This window comes from Streptomyces sp. NPDC005435, from assembly GCF_040703155.1.
Classification (GTDB): domain Bacteria; phylum Actinomycetota; class Actinomycetes; order Streptomycetales; family Streptomycetaceae; genus Streptomyces.
The window spans coordinates 52,262-69,843 of sequence record NZ_JBEXEQ010000022.1; the positions used below are offsets into that span (position 1 = coordinate 52,262).

Annotated in this window: 13 protein-coding genes; 8 read left to right on the plus strand and 5 right to left on the minus strand. The window is 72.9% G+C overall.

What is annotated here, in order from left to right; translation table 11 throughout:
• Positions 1-74: 74 nt before the first annotated feature.
• Complete coding sequence (locus tag AB0898_RS25645; protein WP_366805332.1) at positions 75-518, plus strand: universal stress protein; 444 nt, start codon at positions 75-77, stop codon at positions 516-518.
• Positions 519-554: 36 nt separating this feature from the next.
• Here the strand turns inward: AB0898_RS25645 and AB0898_RS25650 are convergent, their stop codons facing one another.
• Positions 555-1,667 (minus strand): glutamate--cysteine ligase, encoded by a 1,113-nt coding sequence (locus tag AB0898_RS25650; protein ID WP_366805333.1) that lies wholly within the window; start codon positions 1,665-1,667, stop codon positions 555-557.
• A 276-nt stretch (positions 1,668-1,943) separates the two neighbouring features.
• Complete coding sequence (rox, locus tag AB0898_RS25655; RefSeq protein ID WP_366805334.1) at positions 1,944-3,374, minus strand: rifampin monooxygenase; 1,431 nt, start codon at positions 3,372-3,374, stop codon at positions 1,944-1,946.
• Between the two features lie 374 nt (positions 3,375-3,748).
• On the opposite strand from rox, the gene AB0898_RS25660 reads away from it, so the two are divergent.
• Positions 3,749-6,115 (plus strand): hypothetical protein, encoded by a 2,367-nt coding sequence (locus AB0898_RS25660; protein WP_366805335.1) that lies wholly within the window; start codon positions 3,749-3,751, stop codon positions 6,113-6,115.
• Here AB0898_RS25660 and AB0898_RS25665 read toward each other — a convergent pair.
• The 3 genes from AB0898_RS25665 to AB0898_RS25675 form a co-directional block, all read right to left on the minus strand.
• Positions 6,095-7,387 (minus strand): hypothetical protein, encoded by a 1,293-nt coding sequence (locus AB0898_RS25665; protein ID WP_366805337.1) that lies wholly within the window; start codon positions 7,385-7,387, stop codon positions 6,095-6,097. The genes AB0898_RS25660 and AB0898_RS25665 overlap by 21 nt on opposite strands.
• A gap of 560 nt (positions 7,388-7,947) precedes the next feature.
• Positions 7,948-8,640, minus strand: coding sequence for a DUF2470 domain-containing protein (locus AB0898_RS25670; RefSeq protein ID WP_366805338.1), 693 nt, complete (start codon positions 8,638-8,640; stop codon positions 7,948-7,950).
• A 24-nt stretch (positions 8,641-8,664) separates the two neighbouring features.
• Complete coding sequence (locus AB0898_RS25675) at positions 8,665-10,581, minus strand: hypothetical protein (RefSeq protein ID WP_366805339.1); 1,917 nt, start codon at positions 10,579-10,581, stop codon at positions 8,665-8,667.
• 164 nt (positions 10,582-10,745) lie between these two features.
• On the opposite strand from AB0898_RS25675, the gene AB0898_RS25680 reads away from it, so the two are divergent.
• From AB0898_RS25680 to AB0898_RS25705, 6 genes are all read left to right on the plus strand, one after another.
• Complete coding sequence (locus AB0898_RS25680) at positions 10,746-11,429, plus strand: biliverdin-producing heme oxygenase (RefSeq protein ID WP_366805340.1); 684 nt, start codon at positions 10,746-10,748, stop codon at positions 11,427-11,429.
• A 141-nt stretch (positions 11,430-11,570) separates the two neighbouring features.
• Complete coding sequence (locus tag AB0898_RS25685) at positions 11,571-12,770, plus strand: ABC transporter substrate-binding protein (RefSeq protein ID WP_366805342.1); 1,200 nt, start codon at positions 11,571-11,573, stop codon at positions 12,768-12,770.
• Positions 12,767-13,894, plus strand: coding sequence for an iron ABC transporter permease (locus tag AB0898_RS25690; protein WP_366805343.1), 1,128 nt, complete (start codon positions 12,767-12,769; stop codon positions 13,892-13,894). The genes AB0898_RS25685 and AB0898_RS25690 overlap by 4 nt, the downstream gene beginning before the upstream one ends.
• A complete protein-coding gene (locus AB0898_RS25695) occupies positions 13,891-14,754 on the plus strand; it encodes a heme ABC transporter ATP-binding protein (RefSeq protein ID WP_366805344.1) in 864 nt (287 codons plus the stop codon). Before AB0898_RS25690 ends, AB0898_RS25695 begins: the two co-directional genes overlap by 4 nt.
• Positions 14,751-15,683, plus strand: coding sequence for a hypothetical protein (locus AB0898_RS25700; protein WP_366805345.1), 933 nt, complete (start codon positions 14,751-14,753; stop codon positions 15,681-15,683). The genes AB0898_RS25695 and AB0898_RS25700 overlap by 4 nt, the downstream gene beginning before the upstream one ends.
• Positions 15,680-17,527, plus strand: a complete 1,848-nt coding sequence (locus AB0898_RS25705; RefSeq protein WP_366805346.1) for an HtaA domain-containing protein — start codon at positions 15,680-15,682, stop codon at positions 17,525-17,527. Before AB0898_RS25700 ends, AB0898_RS25705 begins: the two co-directional genes overlap by 4 nt.
• Positions 17,528-17,582: the final 55 nt, after the last annotated feature.

The following is a 17,582-nucleotide window of genomic DNA, read 5'->3' on the forward strand; positions in this document are numbered from 1 at the left end:
ATCTCTGGCGGTGCGGCGTCGCCTCGCGCAGCGTGGAGAGGAGAGTGCGACCGGTCGGGCGAGAGGTGTGACAGATGGACGCGGATGTCTCCAGACCGAGGGTCGTCGTCGGCGTCGACGGGTCGCCGTCCTCGTACGCGGCCCTGCGCTGGGCCGTGCACTACGCCGGTCTGCTCGGCGGAGTCGTCGAGACGGTCACCGTGTGGGAGCTGCCGGGGCTGTACGGCTGGTCGGCGCCCGCCGTGGACATGGACGTCGACGCCGAGGAGGCCCGCGACCGGATGCGGGGGGAACTGACCGAGGTGCTCGGCGGGGACGCCTTCGACACGGTCCAGATGCACCTCGTGCACGGCAACGCCCCCGACGTGCTGCTGCGCGCCTCCGAGGGGGCCGCGGCCCTGGTGGTGGGCAGCCGGGGGCGCGGCGGGTTCGCCCGCGCGCTGCTCGGCTCGGTCAGCCAGCATCTGTCGCACCACGCGACCTGCCCGGTGGTGATCGTGCGGGCGGAGACCATTTGAGCCGGCCCGGCCGGAGGGTCGTGCCGTGTCACCGAGTCACTGAGGCGTGCCCCGCTCCTCCTGTGTGAGCCGTGCGCACTCGATCACCACGTCCCGCAGGCTGCCGGTCCGTTCCAGGACGGCGCGCTGCACCGCCGCGCCGCTGCCGTGCCGGAGGAGCCCGGACAGGACGTCCCCCGCGACCTTGGCGTCCCCGTGGTCGTCCAGGGCGTCGCGGACATGGTCGTACAGCGCGCGCACCACCGTCTCGGCGGGGGCGGGGCGCATGGTCGCGGGATGGAGCAGCGGGCCTTCGAGGCCGTAGCGGGCGGCCTGCCAGGCGGCCAGCCGCAGCAGTGCCACGTCGTGCCGGGCCGGGGGTTCCCCCGCCCGCCAGGCGCGGGCGGCCGTCTCGACGAGCGCGCGGGTCATTACGGCCAGCAGCACGGTCGAGTCCGCGTCCAGGCACACGTCCGCGACCCGGATCTCGACCGTGGGGTACTGGCGGGAGAGGCGGGCGTCGAAGTAGATCATCCCGTCGTCCCGCAGGACCCCGGTGCCGACCATGTCCCGCACCCGCGCGTGATACCGGTCGGCGGACTCGAAGAGCTCGGCGGGCCCGGCCGAGGGCCACCGCCCCCACACCTGGCTGCGGAAACTGGCGTATCCGCTGTCCTGACCTTGCCAGAAGGGGGAGTTGGCGCTCAGGGCGAGGAGGACGGGCAGCCAGGGGCGGATGCGGTCGAGTACGGCGACGCCCTCCTCGTCGGATTCGACCGAGACGTGCACATGGCAACCGCAGGTGAGCTGCTCCTGGAGGGTCAGCCCGAAGCGCTCGGCCATCCAGTGGTAGCGCCGGTCGGGGGTCAGTGTGGGGCTGACCGGCAGCGGGGAGGTGGCCAGCGCGGCCACGGCGGCCCCGGTGCGTTCGGCATGGTGCGCCGCCTCCGCGCGGAAGCGGCGGATCTCGGCCGCGAGCGCGTCCCGCCGGGTCTGCGGATGGGTGGCGAACTCCAGCTGCTGGCGCTGGAGTTCCGGCTCGAACACCTGGTCCTCCCCGTCGCCGGCCGCCCGGCCCGCCGAGGCCAGCACCGCCGCCGACACGGACCGGGGCTCGCCCGTCTCCGCGTCGACCAGGAGAAGCTCCTCCTCCACACCCAGACTCCGCACGCCTCGTCCTCCCTCGACCGGTCAGGCTCCGGCTCCCTGCGGCGACTCTCGCACGGGCGGCGGCGCCGGGAGCCTTGGCGGCCAGGGTGACGCCACGCCGTACGGCCGACCGGCCGTACGGGAGCCACCGGGCCGTGGCTGCGGCCCGGTCATCTCCCGCCTGCCCTCGGGCGGACGGGACAGTCCTGAGGTGCCTCGCGGCGGCGGCGCGGGACGGCTCCGGGCGCCGCCGCACGACGCGCCCGCCCCCGGGTCCGGCTCAGCGCGCCGCCCCGCTCAGTGGGCGGTCGCCGTACCGAACCACCGCGCCAACCGGCCGTTCAGACCGTCCTGTTCGTCTCCGACCCATGCCACGTGCCCGTCCGGCCGCAGCAGTACGGCCGCCGTGTCCAGGTCGTCGCTCACGTCCACCACGTGGTCGACCCGGTCGTCCCAGCCCGCCACCGACAGCCCGCCGGTGCCGTCCAGCAGCAACCCCCGTCCACTGTGCAGGAGTTCGTACAGCCGCCCCCGCTTCAGCGGCAGGTCGCGCAGCCGCCGCCCGAGCAGCGGGTGGCCCTCGCCGAAGTCGTAACGCACCGAGACCGCGGTAATCATCTCGGTCACGTGGCGGTTCACCTCCTCGAAGTCCAGCAGATCCGAGAACAGCTCCCGCAGCGCCACCACACCCGGGTCGGTCCGCAACAGCACGAACTGTGCACGGGTGTTGGTGAGCACCCGCGCGGCCACCGGGTGGCGTTCGGCGTGGTAGGTGTCCAACAGCCCTTCCGGAGCCCATCCGTTGACCTCGGCGGCCAGCTTCCAGCCCAGGTTGAACGCGTCCTGCACACCGAGGTTGAGCCCCTGCCCGCCGACCGGCGGATGGACGTGCGCCGCGTCGCCGGCCAGCAGCACCCGGCCCACCCGGTAGTGCTCGGCCTGCCGGGTGGCGTTCCCGAACCGGGACAGCCAACGCGGCGAGTGCACCCCGAAGTCGGTGCCGGTCAGCGCCCGCAGCCCCTGCTTGAACTCCTCCAGGCTCGGCGGGGCCGTACGGTCCTCGGCCACCTCCCCGGACGGCACGATGATCCGGTACACGCCCTCCCCGAGCGGCATCGCGCCGAAGCGGAGCTCGGTCTTGCGGACCTCCGCCGTCACGGCGGCCAGCGTCGCCGCGTCCGCCGTCGCCTCCATCTCGCCCAACAGCGTGTCGACGGTGGAGGGTTCGCCGGGGAAGCCGACGCCGATCAGCTTGCGTACGAGACTGCGGCCGCCGTCGCACCCGACGAGGTAACGCCCCCGCAGCCGGGTGCCGTCGGCCAGCTCCGCGCTCACCCCGTTCTCGTCCTGGCTCAGCCCCACGACCTCGCACCCGCGCCGTATATCGGCGCCCAGTTCCGTGGCGCGCTCGGCCAGCAGCCGTTCGGTGACGGTCTGCGGAATGGCGAGGCCGTACGGGTGCGCGGTGTCCACACCCTGCGGCCATGGCGCGGCGAAGCCCGCGAACGGGCCGCCGACCTGGAACTTCTTCCCGAGCGCGAGGAACCGGTCGAGCAGCCCCCGCTGGTCCATCACCTCGACACTGCGCACATGCAGCCCCAGCGCCCGCGACTGCCGGCCCGGCTCCGCCGCCTTCTCCAGCACGACCGTCCGCACACCGTGCAGCCGCAGCTCGGCCGCCAGCATCAGCCCGGTCGGCCCGCCGCCGACCACGATCACGTCAACCATGTATCCCCTGTCCCACAGAACGTCCCACCCGCCCGCCGGTCATACGCACGGCGCCGACGCGAACGCCCGGACTCCGACGAATGCGCCCATACCTCGTGAAGCTCCGATTTCCCCCGACTCCGGGCGTCGGCCGCCCATTCTGAGCCACCATGGGGGCCTTGCCGCAAGGGCCCCCTTGCGCTATATGTTTAATAGGGAGAGGAGTGGCCTTCTTCCGAGCCGCCCTGTTCATCGCGGACACGCCCTCCTCCCGGAACCCCACCCCGGTGTCTTGATACGGCCGACATTTGCCGGGAACGCGTGCCAACACCCCCGGATGATCTCTACGGTTGGTCCCGTCGGTGGACGACGGCGACCGGAGCGTGGGGAGAACGGTGGAAGCCGAGATGATGGCGCTGGCCGCCATGTGCGCCAGCAGCGTCATGGGACTGGTTCTCCAGGACCTGTGGGGGTGGGGCAAGAAGCGGTTCGTCTCGCTTCTCGACCGCGGCGCGCGCGGAGAGCGCGCTTCCGTCGAGACGGAACTGGAGGGACTCAGGCAGGCGTTGCTCGACGCGCGCCGCACCGGCGACGAGGCGGCGGTGGAGGCCGCGTTCGCCGCGTGGGCGCGGCGCTTCGAGGGCCTGCTCGCCCAGCACCCCGAACTCGCGGACCGGGCCCGGGCCGTCGTGGGCGAGACCATCGAACGCAGCCCGTCCCCGGTCGCCTTCGCGAACATCGTCCACTACGTCAACAACACCGCCGTCCTCCGCGCGATGAACGACTACTGGGCGCGTTGCACCGCCGCGCACCGCATGACCGCGATGTTCCTGTCCGGCCTGCCGGGCGTGGGTAAGCGCACGACGCTCCGCCAGTGGCTCCAGTCCCACCAGGACGCGCTTCCCCGGAACATCCTGCACGCCGACCTGGCGCCGGACGAGCGCGGCCGCCCCGCCGACCTCGCCGCCGTCCTGGAGCGCTGGCTGGACGAGCTCGGCGTGCCGCGACAGGACCGCCCGGCCGCCCTGGACCGCAAGGCGGCCGAGGTACGGCGGCTTGTACGCCGACGGCCGGCGGTCGTCCTCCTGGAGAACGTGACCAGACTCGGCCAAGTACGGCCCCTGCTCCCGGACTCGCCGGGCTGCGTCCTGCTGATGACCGGTCAGCAAGTGCCGCCCGCACTGGAATCGCTGCTCGACTTCGAATCCGTCGACGTGGCACCCCTGGAGGACGACCACGCCCTCGAACTCCTCGTCGAGGTCAGCCGCAGCACCGAGCACCCCGAGCGACTCCGTCCCATCGTGCGGCAGTTGGGCGGGCTTCCGTTGGCCGTGCGTCTTGTCGCGGGCCGCCTGAAGTCACCGGTGCCGGGCACCTTGGAGGACATCACCGCCCGACTTGCCGACCGGACCTCGCGACAGGAGCTGCTGACCGTGGACGACGCGCCGAACCTGCCCAGCGCACTGGAGGCCGGCTACGCCTGTCTCGCCACGGACGCCGCCCGGCTCTACCGGCACCTCGGCATCATGCCCCGGGTCGACTTCCAGATGGACACCGTGCTCGCACTCGCGGCCGACGGCGAACCGTCCACCGCGCGCCACGCCCTCCAGGAACTGATCTCGTCCCGGCTGGTCGAGTTCGAGGGCGTCGACACCTACCGGATGCACCCCCTCGTCCACGACCACGCCGCGAGCGTCGGGGAGCGCGAGACCGGTGAGGCCGAGCGCCACGAGGTGGAGGCCCGGATCGTCCGCCACTACCTGCACGCGGCCGAGTCCGCCGAGGCCGCGCTGTCCTCGCGGTGGCGCCACGACCCGATGAACGTCTACGCGGAGTACACGCGGTCCGCCGCCGGCCGCGGCACCCACGCCGAACGCGAACTCGGCCGCCGCCGGGCCGGACTGCTCGCCGCCGTGCACCTCGCCCACGACATCGGCCTGGACGAGGAGGCGTGGCGGCTGTGCCAGGGACTGTGGACGTTCTATCTGCGCACGGCCGCCCACGCCGAGTGGATCGAGTCCCACGAGACCGGTCTCGCCGCCGCCCGGCGCGGCTCCGATGCCATGGCCACCGCCCGGATGCGCCTCCAGCTCGGCTTCGCGCACCTGGACCGCTGGAACGTCGAGGAGGGCGACGCGGGCCGGGCGCGCGAGCACCTGGAGGCGGCACTCGGTCTCGTACGCACCGACGCGCCGGACCGGAGCGAGGGGGAGCGGCGCACGGAATCCAGCGCGCTGGAGGCTCTCGGTCTGCTGGAACTGAAGCTGAAGCGTCCGGAGCACGCTCTCGCCCGTCTCGACCAGGCCGGCGCTGCCCTGGAGGGCGTCGCACACCCCCGGGGGCTCGCCCTCCTCGCCTACCACCGTGGTGCCGCCTGCACCGCCCTGCGCCGCCACGACGACGCCGAGCGCACCTTGCGGGAGGCCCGGGAGCGGTTCGCGGCGCTCGGTGACGGCAAGGACATCGCGCTCAACATCGGCAAGAGCTGGCTGCGGTACGCGGAGGACCGGCGCGTGTGCGGGCTGCTCGACGAGGCGGTCCGTGCCGCCGACTCCGCCGTCGCCGAGCTGCCGAAGGCGGAGTCCGCGTACAACCTCGCCGTGGCTCATCTGCTGCGCGGCGACCTCCACCGCGACCGGGGCGACGGCCTGCGGGCGGCGGCCGACTGGGAGAGCGCGCGGGAGCTGTTCACCGTGGCCCGCAGCGGCCGCGCGGACGAGGCGCGGGAACGGCTGGACGGCTCAGGGGGTGAGCAGGCATAGGGCCGGGGGCAGATCGTCGCCCGCCGTGACGGTGAGCCGGATGCCGGTGGCGGGCGGGCCGGTTTCCGCTCCGGAACGGCGGACCCAGGCGTGGACCGCCGACGCGGCGACGGTGAAGTCCGCCCACGCCGGCCGGTCGAGCCAGCTCACCCGCAGCCGCGTGTCGTCGGCGAGCAGGACCGTGCAGCCCCGGTCCTCGTCCTCCAGGGCGACCAGTTCGCATCCGGGGAACCGTCCCGCGAAGTCGGACCACTTCGCCTCCGCGGGGCGCGGGCACCGCTCGCGCGGCAGCACCAGCACCTCCGCCGACCGGGGCCAACGGGGGTCCGGGTCGTCTGGATCGGCGGCCAGCCGCGCGCCGACGAGGTGACCGCCCTGGCTGCTCTGGAGGCCGCCGGGAAAGCGCCGCAGGGACACGGCGGGTCCGGCTGCCGTGCCGTCCACCTCAGCGGTCACCAGCAGCGCGGGCAGATGGGGCTGCCGGTGGGCGTACGCCGACGACAGCGACGGCACGGGTATCGCCCGGGTCGCGGCCGGGTGGCTGGGCTCGGGCAGGTTCAGCCGGTCGTAGAGGAGCCGGCGCAGGAGGGCGGCCGATCTGCCGGGTTCCGATGTGACACTTCCGCGCAGTGCGGCCTGCTCGGGGTCGTCTCGCCGGGTACGGGCGGCGTGCGTGAGCTGGTCGAGCAGGGGGCGGGCGGGGCTGAGCCTCGGGAGGATTTCGCCCAGCTTGCGCATGGGGGAATCGGGGGCGATGACGGAATCCTCGAACGCGCCCAGGAGCGCGGGTATGCCGAGCTCGATCCCGTACAGGGTCAGTGATCCGGCGTCACCTATCAGGAAATCCGCCGCGCAGAGTGCGGATTTCCACGTTTCGGTTTCGGGGGAGGGGAGGAGGAGTCCTCTTTCGAGGAAGGGGGCGAGCCATGTGCGGATCTGCCAGGCGCCGTGTCCGTACCAGGCATTGGGGTGTATGGCGGCCAGGACACGGAATTCGTCGGCGGGGAGTTCCGCGAGAGTGCGGCGAACTGTCCGGGCGCGAGGGGAACCGAGGATCGAGCCCGGGCCCCAGGTGGAGGAGACGACCACGAGTCGCTGGCCGGGGAGGAGCCCGAGGGCCCGCCGGTAGGTCTCGCGGAACGCCAGTCCGGCTTTCAGCTGGTCGAGACAGGGGTCGCCCGCGACATGGGCCACGGAAAGAGCCGACGGGCAGCCGTCGGCGAGCCGGTCGAGCTGCTCGGCATGGGACAGCACGATGGCGGCGGGAATCACCCGCCCCTCATGCACAAGCCATTCGTCGGTAAGCCCGAAAGCCCCGGGTTCCGGGTTCCGGGTTCCGGGTTCCGGGTTCCGGGTTCCGGGTTCCGGGTTCCGGGTTCCGGGTTCCGGGTTCCGGGTCAATTTTTTATTGTAACCCGCCCCATGCGGAGCCCCGACGAGCGGAAAGGGTATGTCGTGAAGATTTCCGCCCCGATTTGTCGCGATCGCGAGATCGAAAGGCTGGGAAATCGCCTCGGCCCAGGGGAGCTGGAGCATTCCCCGTGCGGTGAGGAATTCGTCCGTGCCCTCGTCCAGGGCCGAGGATCCCGTGCGGGTGAAGAGCACCTGGACCCGTTCGTCGCCGTCGAAGACGGAGAGGAGGTCGAGCAGGCGTGTCGCGGACGTGACGTTGTGGACGACGCCGAGCACGCTCCGCTCCGCCCGTACCGTGCTCCAGCGCTGCCGGTCCTTGTGCAGTGGTACCGGCAGCCGGCCCGGCTCCCTCACGCGTACCCCTCATGATCGTTGGCTCGGGTCGGTAACACGATAACCACATGAGGGGCGGGCGGAGGTCACGGCTGGGTCGTGCGTCCCCGGAGCCGCAGGAGCTGGTCGAGGCGGGCGCCGAGGTCGGCCGTTTTCCGCACCGGTGAGGGGAAGGTCAGCCGTACGTCCCGGTGGCCGCGCGCGTACTCGAAGCGCAGGACGAGGCCGTAGCGGTCCAGGGCGAGGGGGCGGAGGCGGCGGAGGGAGTGGTGGAGGCGCGGGTCGGTCAGGAGGCTCAGCTCCGTGACCATGTCGGAGTGGTCGTGGTCGAGGTGGGCGAGGAGGGCCGTCTCCTCCGTGGCCAGGGGGTCCGGGCGGGCGGATGCCAGCTCGCGGAGGCCGACGCGGGCGGACTTCCCGTCCTGCTGGACGGCGGCGCGGGCCAGGTCCAGGCGCAGGACCAGGATGTCCGGCTCGGCCTGGATCTCGGCCGGGGTGAGGCGTCCGGTGAGGGCGACCCGGCTGCGGACCCGGTCGCGGACCGGGGTCGGGGCGAGGTCGGTGAAGTGCAGCCGGGCCGGCAGCGCGGCACGGGGCGCGGACACGGCCTCGGCGGCGAGCGGGCTGGCCGCGGGGACGCGCAGGCGCAGCGTGCCGCCGTCGTCGACCGTGTGCATGGAGATCAGGTCGTAGCGGGTGGCGTCGGTCGTGAGTCCCAGGGACTCGGCGCGAGCCAGGACCGAGCGCACCCGCTCCGCGTTGGTGGGGCCGGGAGCCATCAACCCTCCTTAGGTTAGGCTCACCTAACTTACCACCTCCGGGGCTGTCGAAAGAGGCGTCCACGCGTCCAGGGAGCGGTTGTCGAAGGTGTCCTGCCAGGTCTTGATGTCGGTGAGCCGCAGGAACGCCCCGATCCCGTAGTCCCGGCCGGGCGTCAGCCGGCCCGCCGGGACGGTCAGGGAGACGGTGAACGCGCCGCCGCTCGCCCGCAGGGCGTCGTGGTAGAGCTGCCCGCCGCTGGTCTGCGGTGACGTGGCGATCCAGTCCCGCGTGCCCTGCCGCCCGGGCTGCCAGACCTCCGCGTCGAAGAGGCCGAGGTCGAGCGAGTAGGTGAGCGTGGGACTCGCCCAGTCCGGCACGTCGAAGCCCGCTCCGAGCACCGTCAGCCGGGTCGAGCCGGCCGGGTCCACGGGCTTGTCCGGCAGCACCACCAGCTGCGGCTTGCCGGTCGCCGGAAAGACGCGGACGGAGAAGGCGGCCGAAGTCACCGTCGTGCCCTCGGTGTTCGCCGCCCTGACCCGCGCCAGGCTTCCGTCGGCCGCCAGCGGGATCGCCGGAATCGTGAACCGGCCGCCACCGTAACGCGCTTCACTCCAGGGCTTCCAGGTGGCTCCGGCGTCCGAACTCCGCTCCAGGACAACGGTTTCGGGGTCGACGGCCGGGTTGCCGGTCACCCTGAACCCGACCGCCGCGTCCGTGCCCTGGATCGCGGCCAGATCGCGGGGCTGCTCGGAGAAGGCGGGTGCCGCGTACGGCGCGGTGGTGAGGCGCAGCGCGGCGGAGACGGCGCGGCCGGCCGCGTTGGTCGCCGCGACGCGCACGTACGTGCCGTTCCAGGAGGAGTCGACCGCCCGGATGGTCAGGTGCTCGCCGGTCGCCCCCTCGACGGGGGACCAGGGGCCGTTCGCCGAGGCCGCGCGCTCCCACTGGAGGCCCGTGGCGTGCGCGGTGCCGGCCTTGATCACGAGGTCGCGGCCCTCGACGTACGGCGCGGTGGCCGTGGTGGAGGGGTTCGCGCGGATGACGGGGACGTTCTGGATCTCGGGTGCCGAGCCGAACCGTACCGAGAGGTCGTACGGCGGCTTGTCCGGGTCGGCGCTGAGGCCGCTGGTGTGCCAGTAGCTGGACAGGCCCGTCTCGTACTGGAGGTCCACGAACGACTGCGGCCAGGAACCCCAGTCCGGCTTCGCCTTCTTGACCGCGTCGGGGATCGCGGAGACGGCCGAGCGGACCCCGTCGACGAGCGGGAAGTAGTCCACGCCCGAGAAACGCGGGGATATCAGGGCGCCGCCGCCCCGTCCCGCCGTACGGTCCAGCCGTACCCGGTCGAAGGCCGCGACGGTGACGTGGCGGGGCGGGACCTCGGTCTGCCGCTCCGGGTCCTCGCGGTCGGCGCCCATGCCCCCGCCGGTCGCGGTGAGGGTGCCCGAACCGTCCCGGGCGATGGTGAGGACGGGGTTCTTGAGGTACCAGGTGACCAGGCCGCCGTACGCGTTCGCGGTGAAGGCGCCCTTCCAGCGGATCGTCGCCCTGCCGGTCGCGCGGTCGGCGGTGCCGGCGCCGTCCGTGAACAGCACGCGCTGGTTCAAGCGGGTTCCGGGACCGCCGGGTACGCACTTGGTCGCCTCGGAGACGCCCTGCGCGGTGCCGTCGGGCATCCGGTGGATGACGCGCACGTGTCCGCGCGCCGGGCGGAACTCCTTCTGCGTCCCGGCCGAGAAGAAGTTGCAGCCCGCGTTGGCCGGATTGCCGCCCTGGTAGATGGCGTTGACGCCCCACTCCAGGCTCGCGTGGGTCACGCGGTGGAGGGCGCGCGAGGCGTCGGCGGCCTCTCGCGCGCCGGGCTGTGCCTGGGCCGGCCCGGCGAGGGTCAGGGCGACCGCCGAGGCCGCCGCGGCGAGACCGACGGCCGTGCGCGCGGATAACGGTCTGGAGCGCATCGTGAAGTCCGTTCGTCGAAGGGAGTCCGCTGACGCGGGGTCATGCGGCCGCCGTGGCCTCGCCAGACGGCGCACCGACCGGATAACTTAGGTGAGCCTAACCTAAAAATTCATGCCGACAAGGCGTCGGTAAGGTGTTGACTTAGGTGAACCTCAGTTGCAGCATGACTGCGAGCCCTGCCAGGGAGGAAACGTTGTCAACGCCCCTTTTCTCGACGGTCATTCGCGCGGCGAGCCAGGACCGGCACACCGAGGCCGAGAGCGCGCCGTTCATGCACAACCTGCTCAGCGGCCGCTTCGGTGTGGACGCCTACATCCGCTACACCGAGCAACTGCTCTTCGTGTACCGCGCCTTGGAGAGCGCCGCCGGGACGCTGCGCGAGGACCCGGTCGCCGGTCCGTTCCTGCGCCCGGAGCTGATGCGGGTCGCGGAGGTCGAGCGCGATCTGCGGCATCTGCTGGGGGAGGGCTGGCGCGAGCGGATCGCGCCGCTGCCCGCGACCGAGCGGTACGTGGCCCGCGTCGCGGAGGTGGCCGCCGGCTGGCCGGCCGGATACGTGGCGCACCACTACACCCGCTACCTCGGCGATCTGTCGGGCGGTCAGGTCATCCGGAGCATCGCGGAGCGCACCTGGGGTCTGGAGCACAAGGGCGACGGCGTGCGCTTCTACGTCTTCGAGGGCATCGACAACCCGGCCGCCTTCAAGCGGCAGTACCGGGACATGCTCGACGCCCTGCCGGTGGACGAGCTGGAGAAGCAGCGCGTGGTGGAGGAGTGCCGTCACGCCTTCGCCCTGAACAGCGCCGTGTTCGCGGACCTCGACGCGCTGTTCCCGCTCGGCGCCTGAGGGGTCTTCGCGGGCTCGGCGGTGACACCCGAGGACCATTCAGTTAGGTTAGCCTTACCTAAACTTCGCGTGGGGGGCTGATCCGGCGACGCAGTCGGCCGTGCCCCCGCACGCCCCGCCGTCCTACCTGGAGGCAGCCCTGTGACGGGCAGCAACAGACCGGCCCCGCCCCCGAGTTCACCGCCGTCGGCCCGTGCCCACGGCGGTGGATCACCCCGCCCGGCCGTTCCCCTGTTCCACCGCTCCCTCATCGCCCTCCTGCTGGTCGCCCCCCTGCTCCTCAGCGGCTGCCATGCGAACGGCGGCGGCACGCACGCCGGCGCGGAGGTCACCGGCGCGACCCGCACCGTCCCCTGGAGCGAGGTGAAGCCGCTGGCCGACCCGCGCTCCCACGATGGCCCCACCACGGCCAGGGTCGCGGACCCCGGCATCACCCCGGTGACCCGCACCGCGCACCCCCGCCTCCCGGCCACCGTCACCGACGCGCAGGGCACCAAGGTGACCGTCCGCAGCGACGACCGGATCCTGGCGCTCGACCTGTACGGCAGCCTCGCCGCCACCGTCTACGGACTCGGCCTCGGGGACCGGCTCGTCGGCCGCGACCAGTCGACCGGATTCCCCGCCGCGAAGAAGCTGCCGCTGGTCACCCGGGGCGGACACCAGCTCAACGCCGAGGCGATCCTCGCCCTGCACCCGACCGTGCTCATCACCGACACCACCCTCGGACCGTGGGACGCCGTGCTCCAACTGCGCGACTCCGGCGTGCCCGTGGTCGTCGTCGGCGCCAAGCGCTCGCTGGACACGGTCGGCACGCTCGTCGACGAGGTAGCGGCCGGGCTCGGCGTGAAGGCCGAGGGGCGGAAGCTGCGCGCGCGGCTGGACAAGGAACTCGCCGCCGAACAGCGGCAGATCGCCGGCATCGTGCCCGCCGACGCCGCCCGGCGCCCCCGGGTCATCTTCCTCTACGCACGCGGACAGGCGGGCGTCTACTACCTGTTCGGCAAGGGGTCGGGCGCCGACTCGCTCATCTCCGCGCTGCACGCGGTCGACGTCGCGAGCGACTCCGGCATCAACGGTTTCACCCCGCTCAACGCCGAGGCGATGGCGAAGGCCAGACCCGACGTCATCCTGATGATGAGCGAGGGCCTGCGGTCCGTCGGAGGCGTGGACGGCGCGCTCAAGCTGCCCGGCGTCGCCCAGACCCCGGCCGGCCGGCACCACCGCATCGTCGACATGAGCGACTACCAGGTGCTGTCCTTCGGACCCCTCACCGCCCAGGTCCTGGACGCGCTGGCCCGCGCCGTCTACGCGCCCGACTCCGTCCCCGGAGCCAAGCCGTGACCACACTGGACACCACCTCGAAGGCCGACAGCGCCCTTGTGGCCCCGAAGCCGCCCGCCGAACCGCACCCCGAGCGGCCCGCCCGACGCACCGCCCGCGTCGCCCTGTTCGCCGGGCTCGGCGCCGCCCTGGTCCTGGTCTCCCTCGGCTCGGCCGCCGTCGGCCAGTACGGCATCGGGTTCGCGGACGTCGCCGGCTCCGTACTGCACCGCCTCTCCGGGCCCCTCGGCCTCGGCCACCCCGTCGGCGACCCCTTCGCGGAGTCCGCGCTGTGGGAGATCCGGATGCCCCGGGTCGTCATGTCGCTGCTCGTCGGCGCCGTCCTGGCGACCGCGGGCGCGCTGATGCAGGGCGTGTTCGGCAACCCGCTCGCGGAACCCGGAGTCGTGGGCGTGTCCTCCGGCTCCGCGCTCGGCGCCGCCTTCGTGATCGTCGCCGGGGTCGACGTGCTCGGCCAGTTCACCGTCCCGGTGGCGGCCTTCGCGACCGGACTCGTGGCCGTGCTCCTCGTCTATCTGCTCTCCCGCGCGGGCGGCCGCACCGAGGTGGTCACGCTGGTGCTCACCGGGATCGCGATCAACGCCGTCGCCGGGGCCGGGCTCGCCTTCTGCATGTTCTTCGGCAGCCAGACCGCCCGCGACCAGATCGTCTTCTGGCAGCTCGGCAGCCTCAACGGCAGCCGCTGGGCGTATGTCGGCAGCGTCGCGCCGTTCGCCGCCGTCGGCCTGCTCGGCGCCTGTCTGCTGGCCCGCCGCCTCGACCTGCTCGCCCTCGGCGACCGCGCCGCCCGGCACCTCGGGGTCGACGTCGAACGCCTCCGCGTCACCGCCATCGTGCTCATCGCCGTCATGGTCGCCGCCGCCGTCGCCTTCAGCGGGGTCATCGGCTTCGTCGGGCTCGTCGTACCGCACCTGGTGCGCATGGCGGTCGGGCCCGGGCACCGGGTCCTGATCCCCGCCAGCATGCTGGGCGGAGCGGTGCTCCTCGCCGCCGCCGACGTCGTCGCGCGGACCGCCGTCGCCTACGCCGACCTCCCGATCGGCATGCTCACCGCCCTCGTCGGCGGCCCCTTCTTCTTCTGGCTGCTGCGCACCACCCGCGCACGGGCGGGAGGCTGGACATGAACGCCCGTACTGTACTGACCCGGTTCACCCGCCGCAGACCGGGACCGCCCCGCGCCCCCGAACCCGGCACCGTCCTGCTCTCCGCACGCGGCCTCGGCCTGCGCGTGAGCGGCACCTGGCTGCTGAAGGACGTGGACCTCGACCTCGCCGCCGGCACCCTGCTCGCGGTCGTCGGACCCAACGGCGCGGGCAAGTCCACGCTGCTGTCCCTGCTCGCCGGAGACCTGCCGCCCACCACCGGGACCGTGCGTGTCGACGGCCTCCCCACCGCCGGAACCCACCCCGCCGACCTCGCGCGTCGCCGCGCCGTCCTGCCCCAACGCCCGCTGCTGTCCTTCCCGTTCACCGTGGCGGACGTGGTGGCGATGGGCCGGGCACCCTGGGCCGGTACCGACGCCGAGGACGACGACGAGGACGCCGTCGCGCGGGCGCTGACCGCCACCGGCATGACCGGCTTCGCCCACCGCCGCTACCCCACGCTCTCCGGCGGCGAGCAGGCCCGCGCCTCCTTCGCCCGCGTCCTCGCCCAGAGCACCCCGGTCCTGCTGCTCGACGAACCCACCGCCGCCCTCGACCTGCGCCACCAGGAACAGCTCATGCGCACCGCCCGCGAGCGCGCCGACGCCGGCCACGCCGTGCTGGCCGTGCTGCACGACCTCCAGCTCGCCGCCGCCTACGCCGACGAGATCGCCGTCCTGCACGCGGGCCGCCTGGTCGAACGCGGCGAGCCCGCCTCCGTCCTCACCGAACCTCTCCTCGAAGAGGTCTACCAGCTCCCCATCGAGGTCCTCCCGCACCCCGTCACCGGATCGGTGCTGGTCGGACCCCGACGGAACGGCAAAGGAACGCCCTCCTCATGACCACGCCCACCGATCGCACACCGGCACCGCCGGGACGGCGGAGAACCGGACTCCGGCTGCTGTCCTCCCTCGCGACCGCCGCCTTCCTCACCCTGGCCGCCGTCCTCGTACCCGCACCGCCCGCCATGGCGGCCGCCCGGGTGAGCGCGAGCCCGGCCACCGCCGACCCGGAGTACGCCACGAAACTGCGGCTGCACGGCGCCGGTTTCCAGTCCGTCAAGAACGGATTCGGCGGCGTCTACGTGCTGTTCGGCACCGTCAGCGGCGACTGGCGCCCCAGCCAGGGCGGTACCAGCGGTGTCGACTACGTCTACGTCCAGGACTCCGAGACCAAGGACAACCACGGCTACCAGCGGTTCGTCGCCTTCCCCGGCGATCCGACCGCCTACGCGGCCAACGGCGGCACCCTCCGCGCGGACGGCACCTGGGACGCGACCCTGGTCGTGCCCGGCGCCGTCTTCCCGGCCAAGGGGCGCGACGGCGGCATCCGCCAGATCGACTGCCGAAAGGTCCGCTGCGGAGTGATCACCATCGGCGCGCACGGCGTGGCGAACCCGCGCAACGAGACCTTCACCCCCATCGACTTCGCCGCACCCGGCGGGGGCGGGGCACCCGCGACCAAGCCGGCCCGGCCCACTCCGTCGAAGACGCAGCACACGAAGTCCGCGAAGCCGACGCCCACCGCGACCCCGTCCCCGGCGGCCTCCGAGACCGCCGCCGCCCCGGCCACCCCGAGCCCTTCAGCGACCTCGTCCGCGACGCCCGCCGTGGCGGCCGACCCGGTCGTCAGCGCCACCTCCGTCTCCAGGACCGGCCTGCTCGTGGCCGGCTGCGCCGCCGTCGTGGTGGTGGCCGTCATCCTGTCCGCCCTCTGGCTGCTGCGCCGGCGCAAGCGCGGTGCCACGTCCGTGAATTCGGGAGAGAAGTGAGTACCCAGAGCAAGAGACGCCGTGGCCCCATAGTCCGCAGCGCCCTCGTGGGGGCGGTGCTGGCCTCGGGCGTCGTCGCCGGGGCCGGTTCGGCCTCGGCCGCCCCGGTGCAGGTGTCGGAAGCGTCGTTCGCGTGGGGTCTGAGCGGTGAGCAGGGGGGTGGCGCGTTCTTCGGAGGGTGCAACTTCCTGTCCGCAGGCAAGGCCGGGGACACCGGGTCGAGCCGGCTGTGGACCCAGGCGGACGGCCTCTACTCCACGCACGACGGTGACGTCTTTGTGGAGAAGCCCGACGCCGCCGGCGCGTGGTCCGAACCCACGTGGACGACCAAGTGCCAGGACCCCGACGGCAAGGCGGTGTCCGCCGGTTCGACGACCTCGCTGACCCGGAACCGGGTGGTGTTCCACAACGGGACGGGGACGGTGGAACGTTCGGCCGGTACGGCGACGGTCCATTGGCAGGGTTCGTTCACGTCCGTGTTCTACGGCGGCCTGACGTACTGGTCCGCCACCGATCCGACGCTGACGGTAAAGGCTGACGGCACAGGGACGTTGACGGCCACGGCCTCCGGCTATGGCGCGGACATGAACGACCCCGGTAAGTGGGTGCCGTTGCCCGCGAAGACGGTGACGCTGGCGAACCTGAGCCATGTCGAGCTGGGGGAGTCGGGCTTCACCGTGACGCCCGACTATCTGGGCGAGTCGGTGTCGGTTCCCGCCGGTGCGACCGCGCAGCCCGCCAAGTCGGCGTCGAACGAGGCGTATTGGGGTTCCTTCCCGCAAAGCTTCGTGGATTTCCAGCAGTTGACCGGTCAGTCCTCGTACTGGTTCACCTCCGGCGGGGCGCGTGACGCCGCCAAGCCGGCCACCCCGCTGAGCGTCTCCTACACCGCCGCCGGCGGCAACGACGACCCCACGCCCAGCGATCCGGCCACCACGTCGCCCACGCCCAGCACCACCGCGTCGTCCCCGAGCGGCAAGCCCACCGGCTCACCCACGGCCACCGTGACCGGCCGGGGCAGCTGCGAGCTGACCGACGGAGTCAAGGGCGGCAGCCTGACCTGGGGATTCAAGAAGAGCTTCCGCTCGTACGTCGGCGGTCCCGCGGACAACAGCATCACCGCGGCCGACGGACTGAAGATCCTCTCCGAGGACCTGGCCGTCACGGGCAAAAACAGCACCGGCACCTACCGCTGGCCGTTCGAGGCCGGCTCCGCCTACACCTCGCCGGACGACTTCACCGTGCAGTACGGCGGCAAGGTCACGTACTCCTACCCGGCCCACTACTTCAAGATCGTGATCGCCGGCCCCCGGCTGACCGTGCACGGCAAGAGCGGCACGCTGTACGCCGACGTCAGCCTGACCGTCAGCGCTCCGGGGAGCAAGCCGGTGACCGACGCCCGCGAGGACGTCGCCCTGGCCTCCGTCGACCTGACCGGCGGCACCCCGCGCGCCAGCTCCTCCGGCATCAGCCGCACGATGCACACCGCGATCCTGGACACCAAGGCGTTCACCTTCCAGGGCACGAGCTTCTACCAGAAGGGCCAGCAGCTCGACGACGCGACCGTGCTGCTGTCCGGCTGCACCGGGAGCGGAGGCGCGCCCGGCGGCTCGGACGGCGGCTCCACGGGCGGCCAGGGTGCCGGAGGCACCGGCGGCTCCGGCGGTGACGGCTCCGGGCTCGTCCCCGACCTCAAGTACCGGCCCGGCGACACGCTGGCCAGCACCGGCACAGGCACCCCTGTCGTGGGCACCTCCGCCGCTGCCGCCGCCTGCCTGGCCGCGGGCCTTGCGCTGGTCGTCCTCGCGCGCCGCCGTGTGCGGCCCGCCGGGGCGCACCGCTGAGACCGCCCACCACAAGCCGAAGGGGCCGGGCCTGCCCGCCCGGCCCCTCGACCGG

Coding starts and splice junctions, on each gene's coding strand:
- AB0898_RS25645 (WP_366805332.1), top strand. CDS start 75: ATGGACGCGGATGTCTCCAGACCGAGGGTCGTCGTCGGCGTCGACGGG.
- AB0898_RS25695 (WP_366805344.1), top strand. CDS start 13,891: ATGAACGCCCGTACTGTACTGACCCGGTTCACCCGCCGCAGACCGGGA.
- AB0898_RS25700 (WP_366805345.1), top strand. CDS start 14,751: ATGACCACGCCCACCGATCGCACACCGGCACCGCCGGGACGGCGGAGA.
- AB0898_RS25670 (WP_366805338.1), bottom strand. CDS start 8,640: ATGGCTCCCGGCCCCACCAACGCGGAGCGGGTGCGCTCGGTCCTGGCT.
- rox (WP_366805334.1), bottom strand. CDS start 3,374: ATGGTTGACGTGATCGTGGTCGGCGGCGGGCCGACCGGGCTGATGCTG.
- AB0898_RS25675 (WP_366805339.1), bottom strand. CDS start 10,581: ATGCGCTCCAGACCGTTATCCGCGCGCACGGCCGTCGGTCTCGCCGCG.
- AB0898_RS25680 (WP_366805340.1), top strand. CDS start 10,746: ATGACTGCGAGCCCTGCCAGGGAGGAAACGTTGTCAACGCCCCTTTTC.